The sequence below is a fragment of the Actinoplanes regularis genome (genome assembly GCF_900188005.1).
Classification (GTDB): Bacteria; Actinomycetota; Actinomycetes; order Mycobacteriales; family Micromonosporaceae; genus Actinoplanes; species Actinoplanes regularis.
Genome location: NZ_FZNR01000002.1, coordinates 848,384 through 865,167, shown reverse-complemented (window position 1 = coordinate 865,167; position 16,784 = coordinate 848,384). Strand labels below are relative to the sequence as shown.

Sequence of the window (16,784 nt, the reverse complement as noted above, 5' to 3'; positions counted from 1 at the left end):
TCCGCGATGCTGACTTTGTGACCACCCCGCAAAGCCTCGACGAGCGGTTCCGCGATGCGGTCTCGGCCCTGCGACCCCCGGAACACCGGCGTGCCCCCGGCGACCCGGTCCGCGACGGCGGGACGCTGACCGGTGCCCGCGCCCTGGAACTGTTCGACGCCCAGCTCACCAGCAGACATCTCGACCTCGCCGCGCGCTGGCTGCGCAGCTTCAACGAGGGCTTCCACACCGTCGCCTCGGCCGGACACGAAGGGAACGCGGCGGTCGCCGCCGCGCTGCGCGGCGACGACCCGGCCCTCCCGCACGACCGGGCGGCGGCGTTCTACTGCATGCGCGCGGTGTACCGCTCCGAGCCGCCCGGCGCCGGCCCGGCCGCCCAGCGGCTCGAGGACGCCGCCCGGGACGTGCTGCGCGGCGTGGTGGCGTCGGTCCGCGACCCGATCAGCGGCGGGCGCGACAAGGTCTTCGGCAACCCCGGGCTGCACCTGGTCCCGGTGATCTCGACGGCGGCGGGTCACCTGCCGCGGGCGGTCGGGCTCGCGTACGGCCTGAGCCGCTCGCCCGACCCGCGCTGGCCGTCCGACGCGATCGTGGCGGCCACCTTCGGCGACGACGGGGTCGACCAGCCCGGGGCCACCGCGGCCCTGCACGCCGCGGGCTGGCACGACCGGGCCGACCAGCGGATCCCGCTGCTGCTGGTGTGCGAGGACGACGCGCCCGGCGGGCCGGCCCCGGAGGGGTGGGTGGCGGCGGTGCTGCGGGGACGGCCCGGGGTGCGGTACTCGTACGCGGACGGATGCGACCTGGCCGCCACCTACGACGCCGCCGCCGAGGCCGCGGAGTACGTCCGGCGCGAACGCCGCCCGGCGGTGCTCCACCTCGGCACGGTGCGCCTGCTGGGCCGCCCGGGAGACCCGGATCCCGGCCCCGACCTGGACCGTGACCCGCTGGTCGGCACCGCCCGGCTGCTCGTCGAAGCCGGCCTGCTCGGCCCCGACGACGTGATCACCCGGTACGACGAGGTGGGCTGGCAGGTCCGCAAGGCGGCCGAGGAGGTGCTCGGCGAGCCGAAACTGGCCACCGTCGGCGAGATCGTGGCCTCGCTGGCCCCCCGCCGGCCCCTGCGCGTGGCGCACGCCATCGCGGACGCGGCCGGCCACGCCACCGGCCCGGGCGCGGCCGCCCGCTCCCGGATCTTCGGCGGCCGGCTGCCCGAGCAGGCCGGGCCGATGACGCTGGCGCAGACCATCAACGCCACCCTCACCGACGCCCTCGCGGCCCGCCCGCAGCTGCTGGTCTTCGGCCCGGGCAGCACCGCGGGCGGGCGCCACGGGGTCACCGCCGGCCTGCGCGGACGCGGCGGCGAGCGGGTCTTCGACACCCCGCCGGACGCCACCAGCGTGGTCGGGCTCGCCCTCGGCGCCGGGCTCGCCGGCCTGCTCCCGGTCCCCGAACTGCCCGACCTGGCCAGCCTGCACAGCGGGGAGGACCAGGTGCGGGTGGAGGCGGCGACCATGTCGTTCCTCTCCTCGGGCGCCTACCGCAACCCCCTGGTGCTGCGCATCCCGGCGCTGGCCGATCCCTACGGGCTGGGCGGCCCGCTGGCCAACGACAACTCCCTCGCGGTGCTCCGGGACGTGCCCGGCCTGGTCGTCGCGGTCCCGGCCCGGGCTCAGGACGCCGCGCCGATGCTGCGCACCTGCCTGGCCGCCGCGGAGGTGGACGGGAGCGTCTGCGTCTTCCTGGAACCGGCGTCGCTGTATCAGACGAGGGACCTCTATCAGCAAGGCGACAACGAGTGGCTGGCGCCCTATCCGGCCCCCGATCGATGGGCCGCCGAGCACACCCCGATCGGCCGTGCGCGCATCTACACCCTGGGCACGGCGCAGGACCTGACGGTCGTCACGTACGGTGGCGGGGTGCGGATGTCCCTGCAAGTCGCGGCCCGGCTGGCCGCCGATGGGTACGGCACCCGGGTGGTCGATCTACGCTGGTTGAGTCCACTTCCGGTGGCTGACCTGCTGCGCGAGTCGCTGGCCACCGGGCGGGTGCTGATCGTCGACGAGACGCGCCGCTCCGGCGGTGTCGGCGAGGGTGTGCTCGCGGCGCTGGTCGACGGGGCGTTCGTCGGATCCGTGCGCCGGGTGGCCGCGGCCGATGCCCCGGTTCCGCTGGGTCCGGCCGCTCAGCACGTGCTGGTGGGAGAGGATGCCATCACACAGGGTGCCCAGGCCCTGCTGGCGCGGTAAATTGCCACACACCCGGTGTGCCACTTGCGTCCGGGGCCCGGAGTGTGTGGACTACCCCCAAAGTTCCAGAGCAATTTCAAAGGCTTTTTGACGGCTAGGAGGATTTGGACAGTGAGCGCGACCGCGGGTCAGGCCGACGGCGTACGCAGCCTGGCGGACCGGTTCGGCTTCGAGCCGAACATGGTGGTCATGGAGATGGGTTACGACGATGACGTCGACGAGGATCTCCGTGACGCCCTGACCGAACGCGTCGGTGAGCTGGTCGATGAGGACACCGACGAGGTCGTCGACGCGGTGCTGTTGTGGTACCGCGACGGCGACGGTGATCTGTTCGAGCTGCTCACCGATGCACTTGGCCCCCTCGCCGACAACGGCGTGGTGTGGTTGCTGACCCCCAAGGCCGGCCGCGACGGCCACGTCGAGCCGAGCGAGATCAGCGAGTCGGCACCGACCGCCGGCCTCCAGCAGACCTCGACGGTGAACGCCGGCAAGGACTGGACCGGGGCTCGGCTCGTCTCCCCTCGGGGCGCCAAGAAGAAGTAGCTCACCGTTACCCCAGCCCAGGCCGGCGTCCCGCAGGACGCCGGCCGATCGGCGTGACTAGGCTGACCTCGTGCCGATCGAGACGGGCGCGCCGGCGCCGGACTTCCTGCTGAAGGACCAGAACAACCAAGAGGTACGCCTGTCCGGCTTCCGTGGCCGCAAGGCGGTCCTGCTGGTGTTCTACCCGTTCGCCTTCACCCGGACCTGCCACGGCGAGCTGACCGAGATCCAGAAGCGGCTGGACGAGTACGCCGACGAGCGGGTGCAGGTGCTCACCGTCAGCGTGGACTCGGTCTACAGCCACAAGGTCTGGGCGGAGCAGGAGGGCTTCGAGTTCCCGCTGCTCGCCGACTTCTGGCCGCACGGTGAGGTGGCCCGGTCGTTCGGGGTTTTCAACGAGGAGACCGGCTTCGCGAACCGCGGCACGTTCCTGATCGACGCCGACGGGATCATCCGGTTCGCCGAGATGGCCGGGCCGGGCGAGACCCGGGATCAGACCGCCTGGCGAGCCGCGCTCGCCACCCTGGGGTCCTGATCCGGCGGCAGGGTAGGATGACCACTCCGGTGTAGCTAGCGGTGCCGGGCGCGTAGCTCAGTGGGAGAGCACTCGCCTTACAAGCGAGGGGTCGTAGGTTCGAAACCTACCGCGCCCACCAACGACCCCGACCCGGGGAGACGTCACACGATGCGGTCGTCGGTCCAAAACCTACCGACGGTCTCCGCTGTTCCGTCAGAACAGGTATGGACATGACGAGTGCAGCGGGTCTGGTCGATCCCTGGCGGGACACCGATCGGGACATCGGCGGCCGCTATGCCCATGACACGGCCGTTGCCCTGCGGGTTCGCAACCTTCGGCACAACGTGGTCCGCTTCGGCGGCCGGCCGCTGGAGATCAGCGCCAACTACTCGGCACTGCTGGAACGTACGACCTGCTCGGATCGGGACGGCAGTGGTGCGGACCTCGTCTGCTGGAACGGCGGTCCCGGCGAGGTCTGGGTGTGGGAGATCGTGCACGACGACCCCGAGGGACGCGGGCGGAGTGCGGTGGCCCTGGACAGGCACATCGCCGCGGTGCGGGCCGACCCGCGGGCGACCGGCAGACGGGTCGTTCCCGGGCCGGCGGGTGTCTTCGCCCCGGCTACCGACGTCGGCCAGCAGATGGGCTCGCCGCGCAACGCCGTCAAGGTCGACACCCGGGGAGCCGGTGTCGAGGTCTACCAGGTCCGCCGCTACCGGAGCCGGTCGGCTGTCCCGCGCGCCAACCACGAGGCGCTGGACGAGGCCATCGACATCATGCATGAGGTGGAGGACTGGGAGCGGGACTACGAGCGTCGCCTGTGCGGCCGGCCCCACGTTCACCACGTGCCCCTCGGCTGACCGGCAGCGTCGATCCGCTCTCTCGCTGAGCAACGACACGTGGGCTCAAGTTGCCAAGATCGCGGTAAAGCTGAGGGACGGCGAGCGGCGGGTCGGCGTTGGGCCGACCCGCCGCCGTCACGGTCAGGCGTGCTCCGGTGGATCGGTGCGGGACGGCCGCCACCGGCCGCCCGGTGGGATCTCGCCGAGATGCTCCAGCCGGGCTCGGACGCCACCGGTGGTGCGGCCGAGCTCGGCGGCCAGCTCGGCCTGCCCGGCGCCCTCGTGGTAGCGCTCACGGAGGCGCTCGTCGTCGGCGAGCTCCCACCTGGCGCCGCGGTTGGGTGCCCGGCCCCGCTGGGCCGGCGCCCGCGCCGAGCCGGGGCCGGGTATGCCGGTCATCGCGATCAGGCCGGCCAGGGTGGAGGCGAGCACCTCGGTGAGGCCGGCCAGGTCGCCTGGAGCGAGACTCCCGCTGATCTCGCTTATCACCCGGCCGTCGCGGTCGCTGCTCACGATGCAGAGATCGAGCCGCTGGTCCTCGGTGGGGAAGACGGTGACCTGGTAGTCGGTCTCGCCGAGCAGGAGGCGCCGGTCGAGAGTGATCGGGGAGTCGCGGAGTGCTGTGTCGGTCATGGGAGTGAAACTAGGGCTACCCTCTGACAGTTTTCCGGGGCGTGCCGGTCAGCGGAGCCGGGGTCGTCTGCGGCCCGCCGCGGCGGCCCGGGCGAGCCACTTCCGGTAGTGCCCGGCGAACGGCTCGGTGTCGCCGGTCAGCGCCGCGTGCAGTTCGGTGGCCGCGCCGGTGGCCGCGGTCACCACCTCGTCCGGATATCCGAAGCGGACCCGGTGCGCGGCGAACTCGTCCTCGTCGTCGATCACCACCCGGCGGTCGTGGAACCGGATCAGGTCGATGTCCAGGTCGATCACGGTGAACTCGGCCGGGCCGGTCCGGCGAACCGGGGTGGTCACGTCGCAGTAGATCTCCGAGCGGCTCGGTTCGGCCGAGAACATCGCCATCCACCAGGCGTCCCGGGGGATCAGCCGGACCGAGTCCGATCGGGTCCAGGAGAGCCGGCGCAGGCCGTAGCTGTACCGCACCATCGTGCCGCGCGGGGTGCCGATCCAGGTGCCGAACTCGTCCTCGCCGAGCAGGCGGCCGGTGACCCGGCGGTGCGGCCGGCCGTCGTACTTGCGCAACACCAGGTCCACCGCATCCACGCCCGCGACGCTAGCGCAACCTCAGTGCAACCGGGTGTGGCTCAACTCGCCCCGAGGTTCTCCGATCTCTATCAGTGTCCGCGGGGATACCCGCGACAGGCGGGTCCGGCCGGTGTCCCCTCGGCGGTTCGGGCCCGCCTGGATGGCGGCCGACGGCCCGCGTCGAGAGATCTGGTCGCCTGATTTTTCATTCATCCGCGTCATCCCTTCGGATGACTCGCCCCGTGTCGTGGTCCGGGATACCTTGTCGGATGACATGTGTTCCCGTGCACACACCCGGAGACCGGGCGGCGTCGCTCTAGGCGGCGCGCCGCGCGGTGGAGAGCTGGCGGGGCACGATCGGTGTCCGGGGCGCCCGGCGCACCGAGCGCGCGAGCATCTCCTGCACCCGTTCCGGGTCCGGCAGGGTCCAGTCCACCTGAGTGGGCGTGATCACCCAGCGGACCGGGCCTTCGATCGTCCGGCTCGGTGGGGCGGGGATCCACGAGTTCAGCCCGTGGCGGACCACGTCCAGCCGCAGGTCGAGTTCGGCCCGGAGCGGGCAGCCGGGGCGGACCAGGAACATCCAGCGACCGGCCGCGGTGACCGCGACCGGCCCGGCCACGCCGGCGCCCAGGTCCGCGGCGGGGCGGCCCAGCACGGCCGGCACCTCCAGCACGTCGAAGGCGTCGCCGGTGGTGAGCAGCACGTTGTGCGGCCGGCGCCGCCACCACCCGGCCACCCGGCCGGGATCGGTGGTGGCCGACTCGGCGAGGGAGTCGACGGCCGGATGGTTACCGGTGATCGGGCAGCCGGGGCGCCCGCAGGCGAACCGGGAGCCGTCGAGGAAGGCGCCGGGCGCCACCGCCCAGCCGTGCCCGGCGTAGGTCTGTGCCGCCCGGCGCAGGCGTGTCCTATCGAGACGATCGAGAAGCGACGGTGGGACGAACGGCTGACGGTTGGTCCACTGCATAGCCCAATTCCCCCCGGATGCGGGTCTGCTGCGGTCATGTCGGGCGGGACAGCCGTATCCCAGCGAGACGAACGTCGTTGGGTCGGTCAGATCCACCCTTTGCAACTTGCAAGAAAAACTACGAGCATCGGTGAGCAGGCGATCACACACGCTGTGCGATCTGTGCGCACGTGAGCGGTTCAAACTGCAGGTCACCGGATGGCTCAACCGGCGGAAGGGCCGCCGGGTGAGTGGGGGAGGCACCGTGGACGAGCTGCCGATCGGCCGCCGCGTCGCCTACTGGCGAGGCAGGCGCAAGATGTCCCAACAGGTCTTCGCGGACCGGCTGGGCAAGAGTAAAAGCTGGGTCGACAAGGTGGAGCGCGGGGTCCGCCGACTCGACAAATTCTCCGTGGTGTATGACATCGCGGACGTGCTCCAGGTCGATGTCCAGCTGCTGCTGGGCAAGGAGGTGGAGCGCAAGCCGGAGACGCAGAACTGCATCGACCAAGTCGAGGTCGAGGAGATTCGCGCGGCTCTGGAACGGTATGACCAGATGAGTGCGTTCTTCCAGGCGGTGCCGCAATCACCACCGCTCGCGGAGATGCACAAAGCGGTCAGTCACGCCTGGCTGACGTACCAGCACGCGAAGTACGGCGTCCTGGCCCGTGCGCTGCCCAAGCTGCTGCGCGACGCCCAGGCGGCGGACAGCGCACACGCCAACAGTGAGCAGGCGCCGAAGGCCGCGCACCTGCTCGGGCAGGTCTACCAGATCGCCTCCTCGGCGCTGCGGAAGGTGGGCGAGCACGAGCTCTCCTGGCTGGCCGCGGACCGATCGATCGCGGTCTCGCAGCGCGCCGGCGACCAACTGCTGGCGGGGCTGGCCAGTTACCGGGTGGGCAGCGCGCTGCTGGCCCTCGGCCGGGTCCGCCCGTCGCTCGAGGTCAACGTCAACATCGCGAACCGGCTCGCGCCCGGGCCGTCCCGCCCCGAGGCGGAACAGCTCTCGGTGTACGGGATGCTGCTGCTCAACGGCGCGATGTCGGCCTCCCGGATCGGCGACAGTGCGACCGTGCGGGACCTGCTGAGCGGCGCCGAGCAGGCGTCCCTCGAGCTGGGTGGCGACTTCAACCACTACTGGACCTCCTTCGGGCCCACCAACGTGCAGTTGCACCGCTGTGCCACGGCGGTGGAGCTCGGCGACGGGCGGACAGCGGTGGAGACGCACGAGCGGATGGACCGGGCCGGGTTCAACGCCCTGCTGCCTGAGCGGCGGGCGCACCACTACCTGGACATCGCCCGTGGTTACACACAGATCGGCGACGTGGAGAAGGCCGGCGAGATGCTGCTGGAGGGCGACCGGCTCGCCCCCTCGGAGATCCGCTGCCGCCCGCTCGCCCACGAAGTCCTTTCCGACGTGCTCCGGCGTACCAGGGGCACGCCGCCGGCTCCGATCGCGGAGCTGGCCGAACAGATGGGAGTCGGTGTATGAGGTGGGTCCGCGCGTGATGACGGGTAACCCCTCACCCGGTGTGCTGTACATCCTCGTGTGCGGCTCACCCATGGCCCGCGACGTCGGGATCCTGGTCAGCATGGCCCAGCGGGACGGCTGGGAGGTCTGCGTGATCACGACCCCGGACGGGCGCAAGTTCGTGGACGCCGCGGCCTTGCAGGATCAGACCGGACATCCGGTACGAACGTCGTACAAGAATCCCGGCGACCCGGACGTGCTGCCGCCCGCCGACGCGATGATCGTCGCGCCGGCGACCGTCAACACGGTCAACAAGTGGGCCGCCGGGATCACCGACACGCTGGTGCTCGGTCTCCTGGTGGAGGGCTACGGATACGGCGTACCGACCGCCGTGGTCCCGTACACCAACAAGGTGATGGCCCTGCACCCGTCGCTGCACGAGAGCCTCGCCAAGCTCCGCGACTGGGGCGTGCACGTCCTCTACGGCGAGGACGTGTGCCGGTTCGGCGGTCCCGGTCAGACCGACCGGTTCCGCGGACAGTTCCCCTGGCGTCGTGCCCTGCAGGCGGTCAGTAACCCCATCACGGCCGCGAGCCGAGTCGAGCCTGGGGCGGTTTCCTAGCCGTATAGAGTTTCCGGTCGTGGACCCTGCCGTTATACCTACTGTTCGCCAGGTGGTCGACGCCCTGGACGGGCGTTACCCCCAGAACTGGGCGGAGTCCTGGGACCGGGTCGGCCTGGTGCTCGGCGAGTTCGAGCACGCCGTCTCCCGCGTCCTCTGCGTCGTGGACTGCGTGCCGGAGACCGTCGACCAGGCTCTCGAGGTCGGTGCCGATCTGATCGTCGCCCACCACCCGTTGCTGCTCAAACCGGTGTCGTCGATCGCCCCGAACACCTTCAAGGGGCGCGTCGTGCACCGGCTGATCCGTGCCGAGGTGGCGCTCTACACCGCGCACACCAACGCTGACATCGCCAACCCGGGTGTCTCCGACGCGCTCGCGGCCCGGCTCGGCCTGACCGGGCTGCGCCCGCTGGTGCCGGCCGAGGGCGTGGCCGCCGGCGAGGGTCGTGGCGCGGGCCGGATCGGGGCGCTCGCCGAGCCGCTCACCCTGGCGGAGCTCACCGCGCTCGCGGCGCGGCGGCTGCCGGCCACCACGGCCGGGGTGCGCGCCGCCGGCGATCCGGAGCGGGAGATCCGCACGGTGGCGGTCTGCGGCGGTGCCGGCGATTCCTTCCTGGCCGACGCGGCCCGTGCCGGGGTGGACGCGTATCTTTGCGCGGACCTGCGGCACCACACGGCCGGTGAGCATCTCGCGAACGACGGCCCCGCGCTGCTCGACGCCGCGCACTGGGCCACCGAGCGGCCCTGGCTGGACGACGTGGCGGCCTGGCTGCGTGCGCAGTTCCCCGTCGATGTGGTGGTGTCCGACCTGGACACGGACCCCTGGACTGTTCATTCCGCCTCTGCGCTGAAGGAGAACCACTCGTGAAGGCCGCCCCGCAAGCCCAGCGCCGCCTGCTCGACCTGCAGGCGGTCGACACCGCTCTGGCCCAGCTCGCGCACCGTCGCAAGAACCTGCCCGAGCTCGCCGAGATCGAGGCGGTGGCCCGGGAGATCTCCGCGCTGGAGGACGAGCGGGTCCGTGCCCAGGTCGCCGTCGACGACCTGGACCGGGACATCGCCCGGTTCGAGAAGGACATCGACCAGGTCCGGCAGCGCAAGGCGAAGGACCAGCAGCGGCTCGACGCGGGCGGTTCGCTGAAGGAGGTCGAGGGCCTGCAGCACGAGCTGGCCACGCTGAACCGGCGGCAATCCGAGCTGGAGGACGCCGAGCTGGAGCTGATGGAGCAGCGCGATTCGGCGGCCGCGGTGCTCGCCGGCGTCCAGGGCCGGCTCGGCGCGGCGCTCGATCGGCGTACCGACGCCGAGCGGCGGCGGGACGAGACGTCCACGGAGATCGCCAAGGAGCAGGAGTTCAAGTCGGCGTCGCGCGGCCCGCTCGCCGCGGACCTGCCGGCCGACCTGGTCACGCTGTACGACAAGATCCGCACCGAGACCGGGATGGGCGCCGCGCTGGTCTACGCCGGCCGCTGCGGCGCCTGCCGGATCGAGCTGTACGGCGCGGACCTGAACCGGGTGAAGGCGGCCCCGTCCGACGACGTGGTGCGCTGCGAGGAGTGCCGCCGCATCATGGTGCGCACGTCGGAGTCCGGGCTGTGAGCGGTGACCTGCGAGTCGTCGTCGAGGCGGACGGCGGCTCGCGGGGCAATCCCGGCCCGGCCGGGTACGGCGCGGTGGTCCTGGACGCGGCGAGCGGCGAGGTCCTGCTGGAGCGGTACGCCGCCCTCGGCACCGCCACGAACAACGTCGCCGAGTACTCGGGCCTGATCGCCGGGCTGCGCGCCGCCGCCGAGCTGAACGCCACCCAGGTGGACGTCCGGATGGACTCCAAGCTGGTGGTCGAGCAGATGTCCGGCCGCTGGCAGATCAAGAACCCGGGCCTGCGGCCACTCGCCGCGGAGGCTGCCGGCCTGGTCGCGAAGTTCCAGGCGGTCACCTTCGACTGGATTCCGCGGGAGCGCAACCGGGCCGCCGACGCCCTGGCCAACCGGGCCATGGACGAGGCCACCGGTGTCCTCGTCGGCGAGCCGGCCGAGATCGGCCGGCGGGGGGAGACCGGGGAGCCGGCGGAGATCGCCAAGCCCCGGTCCTGGGCGCCGCCGTCGCTGGAGAACGCGACCCGGCTGATCCTGGTCCGGCACGGCGCGACCGCGATGACCGCGCAGGGCCGCTACTCGGGCCGCGGCGACGTGCCGCTCACCGACGAGGGCGAGGCGCAGGCGATGGCCGCGGGCGGCCGGGTCGCCGGGTTGTCCCGGGACGTCGCCGCCGTGCTGGCGTCGCCGCTGGTCCGCTGCATGCGGACCGCCGAGCTGATCGCCGCCGAGGTGGGCGGCGTGCCGGTGACGGTGATGGACGACCTGATCGAGTGCGACTTCGGGCTCTGGGAGGCCAAGACCTTCGCCGAGGTGCAGGAGAGCTGGCCCCGGGAGATGGCGGCCTGGCTGGAGTCGACCAGTGTCGCGCCGCCGGAGGGCGAGTCGTTCCAGGCGGTGGCCAAGCGGGTGCGCGGGGCGCTCGCGAAGATCGTGCAGGCGTACCCCGGGCAGGTCGTCGTGGTGGTGTCGCACGTGTCGCCGATCAAGTTGATCCTGCGGGACGCGCTGGCCGCGGGTGACGCTTTCCTGCACCGGTTGTTCCTCGACGCGGCGGGCGTGTCCACGATGGATATCTGGCCGGACGGCAATATCGCGGTCCGTTCGGTCAACGAGACCGCCCATCTTCGATAGTTGACCCTGTGGGGCGAGACGTTTAGCTTCCTCGATTAGGAAACTTTCTTCAACGTTTCGCCCCTGGAGGGCTCATGCGCGGTTTCACCCGCCGCCTCGTCGCCGTGGCGGCCGCCGCCACTGCCGTCGTGGCCACCGCACCGACTCCCGCACAGGCACATAACTCGAACTCGTCGTACGTCAAGGTCGGCTACTTCACGCAGTGGGGTATCTACGGCCGCGACTTTCAGCTGGCGAAGGTGCAGAAGTCCGGTGCGGCCGCCCGGCTCACCCACCTCAACTACGCGTTCGGCCCGGTGACCGCGGACGGCGTCTGCGCCTCCGCCGACCCATGGGCCGACTGGCAGACCCCGTTCTCGGACGCGAACAGCGTGGACGGGGCCGGCGACGTGGCGGGCCAGCCGATCGCGGGCAACCTCAACCAGCTCGCCGAGCTCAAGAAGAAGAACCCCCGGCTGCGCGTGCTCATCTCGCTGGGCGGCTGGACCGGGTCGGCGTACTTCTCGGACGCGGCCCTGACCGACGCCTCCCGCAAGAAGCTGGTGGCCTCCTGCGTCAGCCTCTGGCTCAAGGGCGACCTGCCCGGCCTGCCCGCGGGCGTGGCCGCCGGCATCTTCGACGGCGTCGACCTGGACTGGGAGTGGCCCGGCTCGGACGGCAACGCCGGCAACGTCGTCCGGCCCGAGGACAAGCGGAACTTCACCCTGCTCGCCGCGGAGTTCCGGGCCCAGCTGGACCGGCTCGGCAAGGCGAACCGCAGGCACTACGATCTGACCGCGTTCCTGCCCGCGGCACCTGCCAAGATCGCCGCCGGCTTCGAGACCGGCAAGATCTTCAAGTACCTGGACTTCGGCACCCTCCAGGGCTACGACTTCCACGGCACCTGGGAGCCGAGGACCAACCAGCAGTCCGCGCTGCGGGTGCCGGGCGGCGCCCCGGACAACCCGGACTTCTCGGCGGAGAACGCGGTCAACGCCTGGCTGGCCGGCGGTGCGCCGAAGCGCAAGCTGGTGCTCGGCCTGCCCTACTACGGCCAGGGCTGGACCGGGGTGACCGGAGGCGGCTCCGGGCTGTTCCAGCCCGCCGCCGGGCCCGCGCCGGGTGTCTTCGGCGCCGGCACCGAGGACTGGAAGACCCTGAAGAACCTCCCGGCGCAGGGCTACACCGTGCACCGGGACCCGCGGGCCGGTCACGCCTGGCTCTTCGACGGCAACACCTTCTGGACGTACGACGATCCGGCCGCCCTGCTGCAGAAGACGCTCTACATCCGTATGCGGGGGCTGGGCGGCGCGATGATGTGGTCGCTCGACGGTGACGACGAGAACGCCACCCTCACCCGGACGGTGTCGCTGGGCCTGTTCTGAGTGGCCAGAGGCGGTGCTGCCGTTCGGCGCACCGCCTCACCCGTTCGGCGCACATTGATCGCCAAGGATCCGGCTGCCTCGTTAGCGTGACGGAAACCATACGCGCTGTTGAGGGAGGCGGATCATGACGGAGCCGGAATCCCCACGTCGAACCGATAGAAGCCCCTGGAACTGGTTACTTCCGGTGCCGATCGTGGTGCCGTTGCTGACCCCGCTGTACAACCACGCCGAGCCACGGCTCGGTGGTTTCCCGCTCTTCTACTGGCTGCAGCTCGCCTTCATCCTGCTCGGGGTCGGCACGACCACGCTCGTCTACCGGATGTCGAAGCGGGGTGACCGCTCATGAGCGAATCGGTCAGCTCAGTTGAAAACTCATGGCGACGCCGGAGCGCAGCGGAGGTGGCGTCATGAGCGAGCACATCACCGAGATCGTCGTCTTCACCGTGCTGTTCCTGCTGGTCAGCGGGATGGGCTTCGTGGCGGCCCGGTGGCGTGCCCCGCAGGACATGGCCCACCTCGACGAGTGGGGCCTGGGCGGGCGCAGCTTCGGCGGCTGGATCACCTGGTTCCTGGTCGGCGGGGACCTGTACACGGCGTACACCTTCGTCGCCGTGCCGGCCCTGATCTTCGGCGCGGGGGCCGCGGGGTTCTTCGCCGTGCCGTACACGGTCGTGATCTACCCGATGTTCTTCCTGATCCTGGTCCGGCTCTGGTCGGTGTCGCACCGGCACGGCTTCGTCACCCCGGCCGACTTCGTTCGCACCCGGTACGACTCGCCGACGCTGGCGCTGCTGGTCGCGATCACCGGGATCGTGGCCACCATGCCGTACATCGCGCTGCAGTTGGTCGGCATCGAGGCGGTCCTCAAGACGATGGGCGTGACCGGGGACAGCCCGATCGCCCGGCACCTGCCGATCATCATCGCGTTCGCGATCCTGGCGGCGTACACCTACCAGTCCGGGCTGCGGGCGCCGGCGCTGATCGCGTTCGTCAAGGACACGCTGATCTACATCGTCATCGCGGTGGCGGTGCTGTACCTGCCGTACAAGCTCGGCGGCTGGGGTGCGATCTTCGAGGCGGCGGACAAGAAGTTCCAGGCGTCACCGGCGCCCGGCGACGGGATCCTGCTGAACGCGAACAACCAGGTGCAGTACTTCACCCTGGCACTCGGCTCGGCGCTCGCCCTCTTCCTCTACCCGCACAGCATCACCGGCGTGCTGGCCGGCAAGAACCGGGGTGTGATCAAGCGGAACATGTCGGCGCTGCCGGCGTACAGCCTCCTGCTCGGCCTGATCGCGCTGCTCGGTTACATGGCCATCGCGGCCGGGGTGAAGCCGCTGCCCGGTGCTAAGGCGGGCAGTGTCGACAGCAACACCGTGGTGCCGCTGCTCTTCGACACCAACTTCCCGGCCTGGTTCACCGGCGTCGCCTTCGCCGCGATCGGCATCGGTGCCCTGGTGCCCGCCGCGATCATGTCGATCGCCGCGGCCAACCTGTTCACCCGTAACATCTACAAGGAGTACCTGCGCCGCGATGCCACCCCGGCCCAGGAGGCCGGCGTCGCCAAGATCACGTCGCTGGTGGTCAAGATCGGGGCGGTCGCCTTCATCGTCTTCCTCGACCCGCAGTTCTCCATCGACCTGCAACTGATCGGGGGCGTGATCATCCTGCAGACCGCGCCGGCGGTGATCCTCGGGCTCTACACCCGGTGGCTGCACCGGGGAGCGCTTATCGCCGGTTGGGCGGTCGGGATGGCGCTGGCCTTCTGGATGCTCTGGCAGATTCCGAACGCCGCGACCGGCCGTAAACACTTCGGCGGGTCGGCGTTCCCGCTGTCGGAGTTCGGCTTCGACACCAAGAAGACGATCTACGTCGGGTTCGTGGTGGTGCTGGTGAACCTGGTGGTCGCGGTGCTGGTGACGTTCCTGCTGCGGGCCACGAAGACGCCCGACGGCGTGGACGGGACGACGCCGGACGACTACTTCGCCGACGAGGGCGACCCGCGGATCGAGCGGGAGCGGACCACGACGGTCGACACGGTCTCCTCGACCTGACCCGGTCCGTCTTTGATCGGCGCGCGCCGTGTCCCGCTCGGGGCACGGCGCGCGTGCTCACGGCGTACTCGATCAGGCGGTTGAGGCCGCCGAAGAATGCCGCGCAGCCCTTTCAGCGGGGCTTCTGTCCCCATTCCGAGGTGGCCCGACCGGCCCGTATCCGGCAGTGATCCCGAGCCGCCTCAGCGCACCGACCTTGACGTAGAAGGTCAGCGTGCAGCCGAAGGTCCCGTCCGCGTGTTGCATCCGGGGCGTAATGATCATGGCCTCGTCCCCGAGGAACGGATCCCAGTCGATGCCCCAGCTAGGCAGTCAATCCTGCACAAGGTCGTGGAAGTAGCGACCGTTCTCGTCGTTGCGGTACGAAAAGATCACCTTCACGCCCACAGATTAGCGGCGAACGGGCTACGCGCGTCGTCCGTGCGTGATCGGCTGAGTTCAGCCAGAACAGCGAACGACTGCGGAGGAGGGTCATGAACAGAATGACCGGACTGCTGGCCACCGGCGTCGGTCTGATGATCGGCGCGTTGATCGGGATCGGTCCCGCGGCAGCCGCGCCCGACGCGCACCGCGGAGTTCCCGACTCGATCGAGCAGATCTCCGACGCGAGCAAGAAAGCGGGTGAGCAACTCGTCGATGCCGCCAGGAAGGCGGGCCGGAAGATCGCCGATGCTGCCAAGAAGGCGGCCCCGCAGCTCGCCGACGCTTGGAAGGACCTGGTGCAGAAGGGCGATGACGCCCTGCGAAAGGCCTTCTCGGACCGCGACCGCCCGCCGCCCGAACCCGACCGCGGGGAGGTTCGACTCGCCCTCGACGGGCGCGCCACCCACGGTTGACGTGCGACCTCGCGATGGCCGGGGCGGCGGACGAGCCGGCCTGTACGCCGGATTCTGTAGCCGGTGACTTGCGTCGCCGGTGGCGGCCATCCATCTCGGCCTGCCGTTGCCGACAGGCTCATGCGGCCTACCCGCAGGATCAGGCGAGCAGCCCTCGAACCCTGCGCCGGTCGCGACCTCGCGGTCGCGGCCTTGCTTGGCCTTGCTCCGGGTGGGGTTTACCGAGCCGCCCCGGTCACCCGGGGCGCTGGTGAGCTCTTACCTCACCGTTTCACCCTTACCGCCTGGCACCGAGGCACCGGCGGCGGTCTGTTCTCTGTGGCACTTTCCCGCGGGTCACCCCGGGTTGCCGTTAACAACCACCCTGCTCTGCGGAGTCCGGACGTTCCTCGGCGGTGCCAGAGGCACCGACGCGGCCGCCCAGCCGACTCGTCCGTCGCGCCGCAATAGTACGTCCCGGCCGGTGGCGGGTTGCGGACCCGGTCCGGGTTTCGGGCTGGTGAGACGACCGGCGGCGCGAGATCGGCGGTGCGGGACACCGTAGGGTCGCTCGCATCATGGACTTGTCGCACATCCTCCTGCTGGTCGTCGCGGGCCTGGCGGCCGGCGGCGTGAACGCGATCGCCGGTGGCGGGTCGCTCATCACCTTCCCCGGCCTGATCGCGACCGGCCTGCCCGCGGTCGACGCGAACGTGACCAATTCCGTCTCGGTCTTCCCGGGCTATGTCTCCAGCGTCGCCGGGAGCCGGGCCGATCTCGCGGGGCAGGGCGGGCGGGTGCGGGCCGTGCTGCCGGCCGCGGTCCTCGGGAGCGCGGCCGGGTGCGTGCTGCTGCTCGCCACGCCGGGGCGGGTGTTCGAGGTGGTGGTGCCGTTCCTGGTGCTGGCGGCGGCGGGGACACTGGCGTTTCAGGAGCGGTTGCGGGGGCTGGTCGGACATCCCAGGGTGATGTCGCGGCGGCGGGCGGCGGTCACCCTGCAGGTCGTGGTGCTCGTCGGGGCCGTGTACGGCGGATATTTCGGGGCGGCGCTCGGGGTGATGTACGTGGCGGCGCTCGCGCTCATCCTGGACGAGCCGTTGAAGCGGATCAACGCGTTGAAGAACGTGCTGTCGGCGGCGGTCGGGCTGGTCACGGTGCTGGTGTTCGCGCTGTTCGCGCATGTGCACTGGGGTGCGGTGGCGGTTCTCGCCCCGGCGACGGTCGTGGGCGGCTATGTGGGCGCGAGGGTCGCCCGGCGGCTGCCCGCCCGGGTGTTGCGGTACGTGATCGTCGCCTTCGGCACACTGATCGGTCTCCTCCTGCTCTATCGGGCCATCATCTGACGAAAGCGGAAACGGGGCGAAAACTGAAGCAGTCGAAAACGGGAGCAAACGGCCGCTAGAATGCGACAGTGCCTCGGAGCCCAGGA

Annotated in this window: 17 protein-coding genes, 1 tRNA gene and 1 other RNA gene; 15 read left to right on the top strand and 4 right to left on the bottom strand. The window is 70.9% G+C overall.

Features of this window, described 5'->3' with window-relative positions:
- Window positions 1-17 precede the first annotated feature (17 nt).
- From CHC09_RS09015 to CHC09_RS08995, 5 genes are all read left to right on the top strand, one after another.
- Window positions 18-2,249, top strand: a complete 2,232-nt coding sequence (locus tag CHC09_RS09015) for a transketolase C-terminal domain-containing protein (RefSeq protein WP_089292496.1) — start codon at window positions 18-20, stop codon at window positions 2,247-2,249.
- Between the two features lie 111 nt (window positions 2,250-2,360).
- Entirely contained in the window at window positions 2,361-2,792 is a 432-nt protein-coding gene (locus CHC09_RS09010; RefSeq protein WP_020516653.1) for a DUF3052 domain-containing protein, read from the top strand.
- A 70-nt stretch (window positions 2,793-2,862) separates the two neighbouring features.
- Entirely contained in the window at window positions 2,863-3,327 is a 465-nt protein-coding gene (locus tag CHC09_RS09005; RefSeq protein WP_089292495.1) for a peroxiredoxin, read from the top strand.
- Window positions 3,328-3,373: 46 nt separating this feature from the next.
- Window positions 3,374-3,448, top strand: a tRNA-Val gene (locus tag CHC09_RS09000).
- A gap of 91 nt (window positions 3,449-3,539) precedes the next feature.
- The gene (locus CHC09_RS08995; protein ID WP_143232248.1) at window positions 3,540-4,169 is read left to right on the top strand and encodes a hypothetical protein; all 630 of its coding nucleotides are present in this window, start codon (window positions 3,540-3,542) and stop codon (window positions 4,167-4,169) included.
- A gap of 123 nt (window positions 4,170-4,292) precedes the next feature.
- Here the strand turns inward: CHC09_RS08995 and CHC09_RS08990 are convergent, their stop codons facing one another.
- The 3 genes from CHC09_RS08990 to CHC09_RS08980 form a co-directional block, all read right to left on the bottom strand.
- Entirely contained in the window at window positions 4,293-4,784 is a 492-nt protein-coding gene (locus CHC09_RS08990) for a hypothetical protein (RefSeq protein ID WP_089292493.1), read from the bottom strand.
- Between the two features lie 48 nt (window positions 4,785-4,832).
- A complete protein-coding gene (locus tag CHC09_RS08985; RefSeq protein WP_089292492.1) occupies window positions 4,833-5,369 on the bottom strand; it encodes a ribonuclease FAU-1 family protein in 537 nt (178 codons plus the stop codon).
- Between the two features lie 298 nt (window positions 5,370-5,667).
- Entirely contained in the window at window positions 5,668-6,321 is a 654-nt protein-coding gene (locus CHC09_RS08980; protein WP_089292491.1) for a bifunctional DNA primase/polymerase, read from the bottom strand.
- 244 nt (window positions 6,322-6,565) lie between these two features.
- On the opposite strand from CHC09_RS08980, the gene CHC09_RS08975 reads away from it, so the two are divergent.
- From CHC09_RS08975 to CHC09_RS08935, 9 genes are all read left to right on the top strand, one after another.
- Window positions 6,566-7,792 carry a helix-turn-helix domain-containing protein gene (locus CHC09_RS08975; RefSeq protein ID WP_089292490.1) on the top strand — a complete coding sequence of 409 codons (1,227 nt, stop codon included), beginning with the start codon at window positions 6,566-6,568 and terminating at the stop codon, window positions 7,790-7,792.
- A gap of 16 nt (window positions 7,793-7,808) precedes the next feature.
- Window positions 7,809-8,393 (top strand): flavoprotein, encoded by a 585-nt coding sequence (locus tag CHC09_RS08970; protein WP_089292665.1) that lies wholly within the window; start codon window positions 7,809-7,811, stop codon window positions 8,391-8,393.
- A gap of 19 nt (window positions 8,394-8,412) precedes the next feature.
- A complete protein-coding gene (locus CHC09_RS08965; protein ID WP_089292489.1) occupies window positions 8,413-9,261 on the top strand; it encodes a Nif3-like dinuclear metal center hexameric protein in 849 nt (282 codons plus the stop codon).
- Entirely contained in the window at window positions 9,258-9,992 is a 735-nt protein-coding gene (locus CHC09_RS08960; RefSeq protein WP_089292488.1) for a zinc ribbon domain-containing protein, read from the top strand. Before CHC09_RS08965 ends, CHC09_RS08960 begins: the two co-directional genes overlap by 4 nt.
- Entirely contained in the window at window positions 9,989-11,122 is a 1,134-nt protein-coding gene (locus CHC09_RS08955; protein WP_089292487.1) for a bifunctional RNase H/acid phosphatase, read from the top strand. Before CHC09_RS08960 ends, CHC09_RS08955 begins: the two co-directional genes overlap by 4 nt.
- Window positions 11,123-11,196: 74 nt before the next feature.
- The gene (locus tag CHC09_RS08950; RefSeq protein ID WP_089292486.1) at window positions 11,197-12,486 is read left to right on the top strand and encodes a glycoside hydrolase family 18 protein; all 1,290 of its coding nucleotides are present in this window, start codon (window positions 11,197-11,199) and stop codon (window positions 12,484-12,486) included.
- A gap of 124 nt (window positions 12,487-12,610) precedes the next feature.
- Window positions 12,611-12,832, top strand: coding sequence for a DUF3311 domain-containing protein (locus tag CHC09_RS08945; protein WP_089292485.1), 222 nt, complete (start codon window positions 12,611-12,613; stop codon window positions 12,830-12,832).
- A gap of 61 nt (window positions 12,833-12,893) precedes the next feature.
- Window positions 12,894-14,540 carry a monocarboxylate uptake permease MctP gene (gene mctP, locus CHC09_RS08940; RefSeq protein ID WP_179276985.1) on the top strand — a complete coding sequence of 549 codons (1,647 nt, stop codon included), beginning with the start codon at window positions 12,894-12,896 and terminating at the stop codon, window positions 14,538-14,540.
- 482 nt (window positions 14,541-15,022) lie between these two features.
- The gene (locus CHC09_RS08935; RefSeq protein ID WP_089292483.1) at window positions 15,023-15,376 is read left to right on the top strand and encodes a hypothetical protein; all 354 of its coding nucleotides are present in this window, start codon (window positions 15,023-15,025) and stop codon (window positions 15,374-15,376) included.
- Window positions 15,377-15,403: 27 nt separating this feature from the next.
- On the opposite strand, the gene rnpB is transcribed toward CHC09_RS08935, so the two are convergent.
- Window positions 15,404-15,808, bottom strand: an RNA gene (gene rnpB, locus CHC09_RS08930) — RNase P RNA component class A.
- A gap of 125 nt (window positions 15,809-15,933) precedes the next feature.
- Between rnpB and CHC09_RS08925 the strand changes: the two genes are divergently transcribed.
- Complete coding sequence (locus CHC09_RS08925; RefSeq protein WP_089292482.1) at window positions 15,934-16,698, top strand: sulfite exporter TauE/SafE family protein; 765 nt, start codon at window positions 15,934-15,936, stop codon at window positions 16,696-16,698.
- Window positions 16,699-16,784 lie beyond the last annotated feature (86 nt).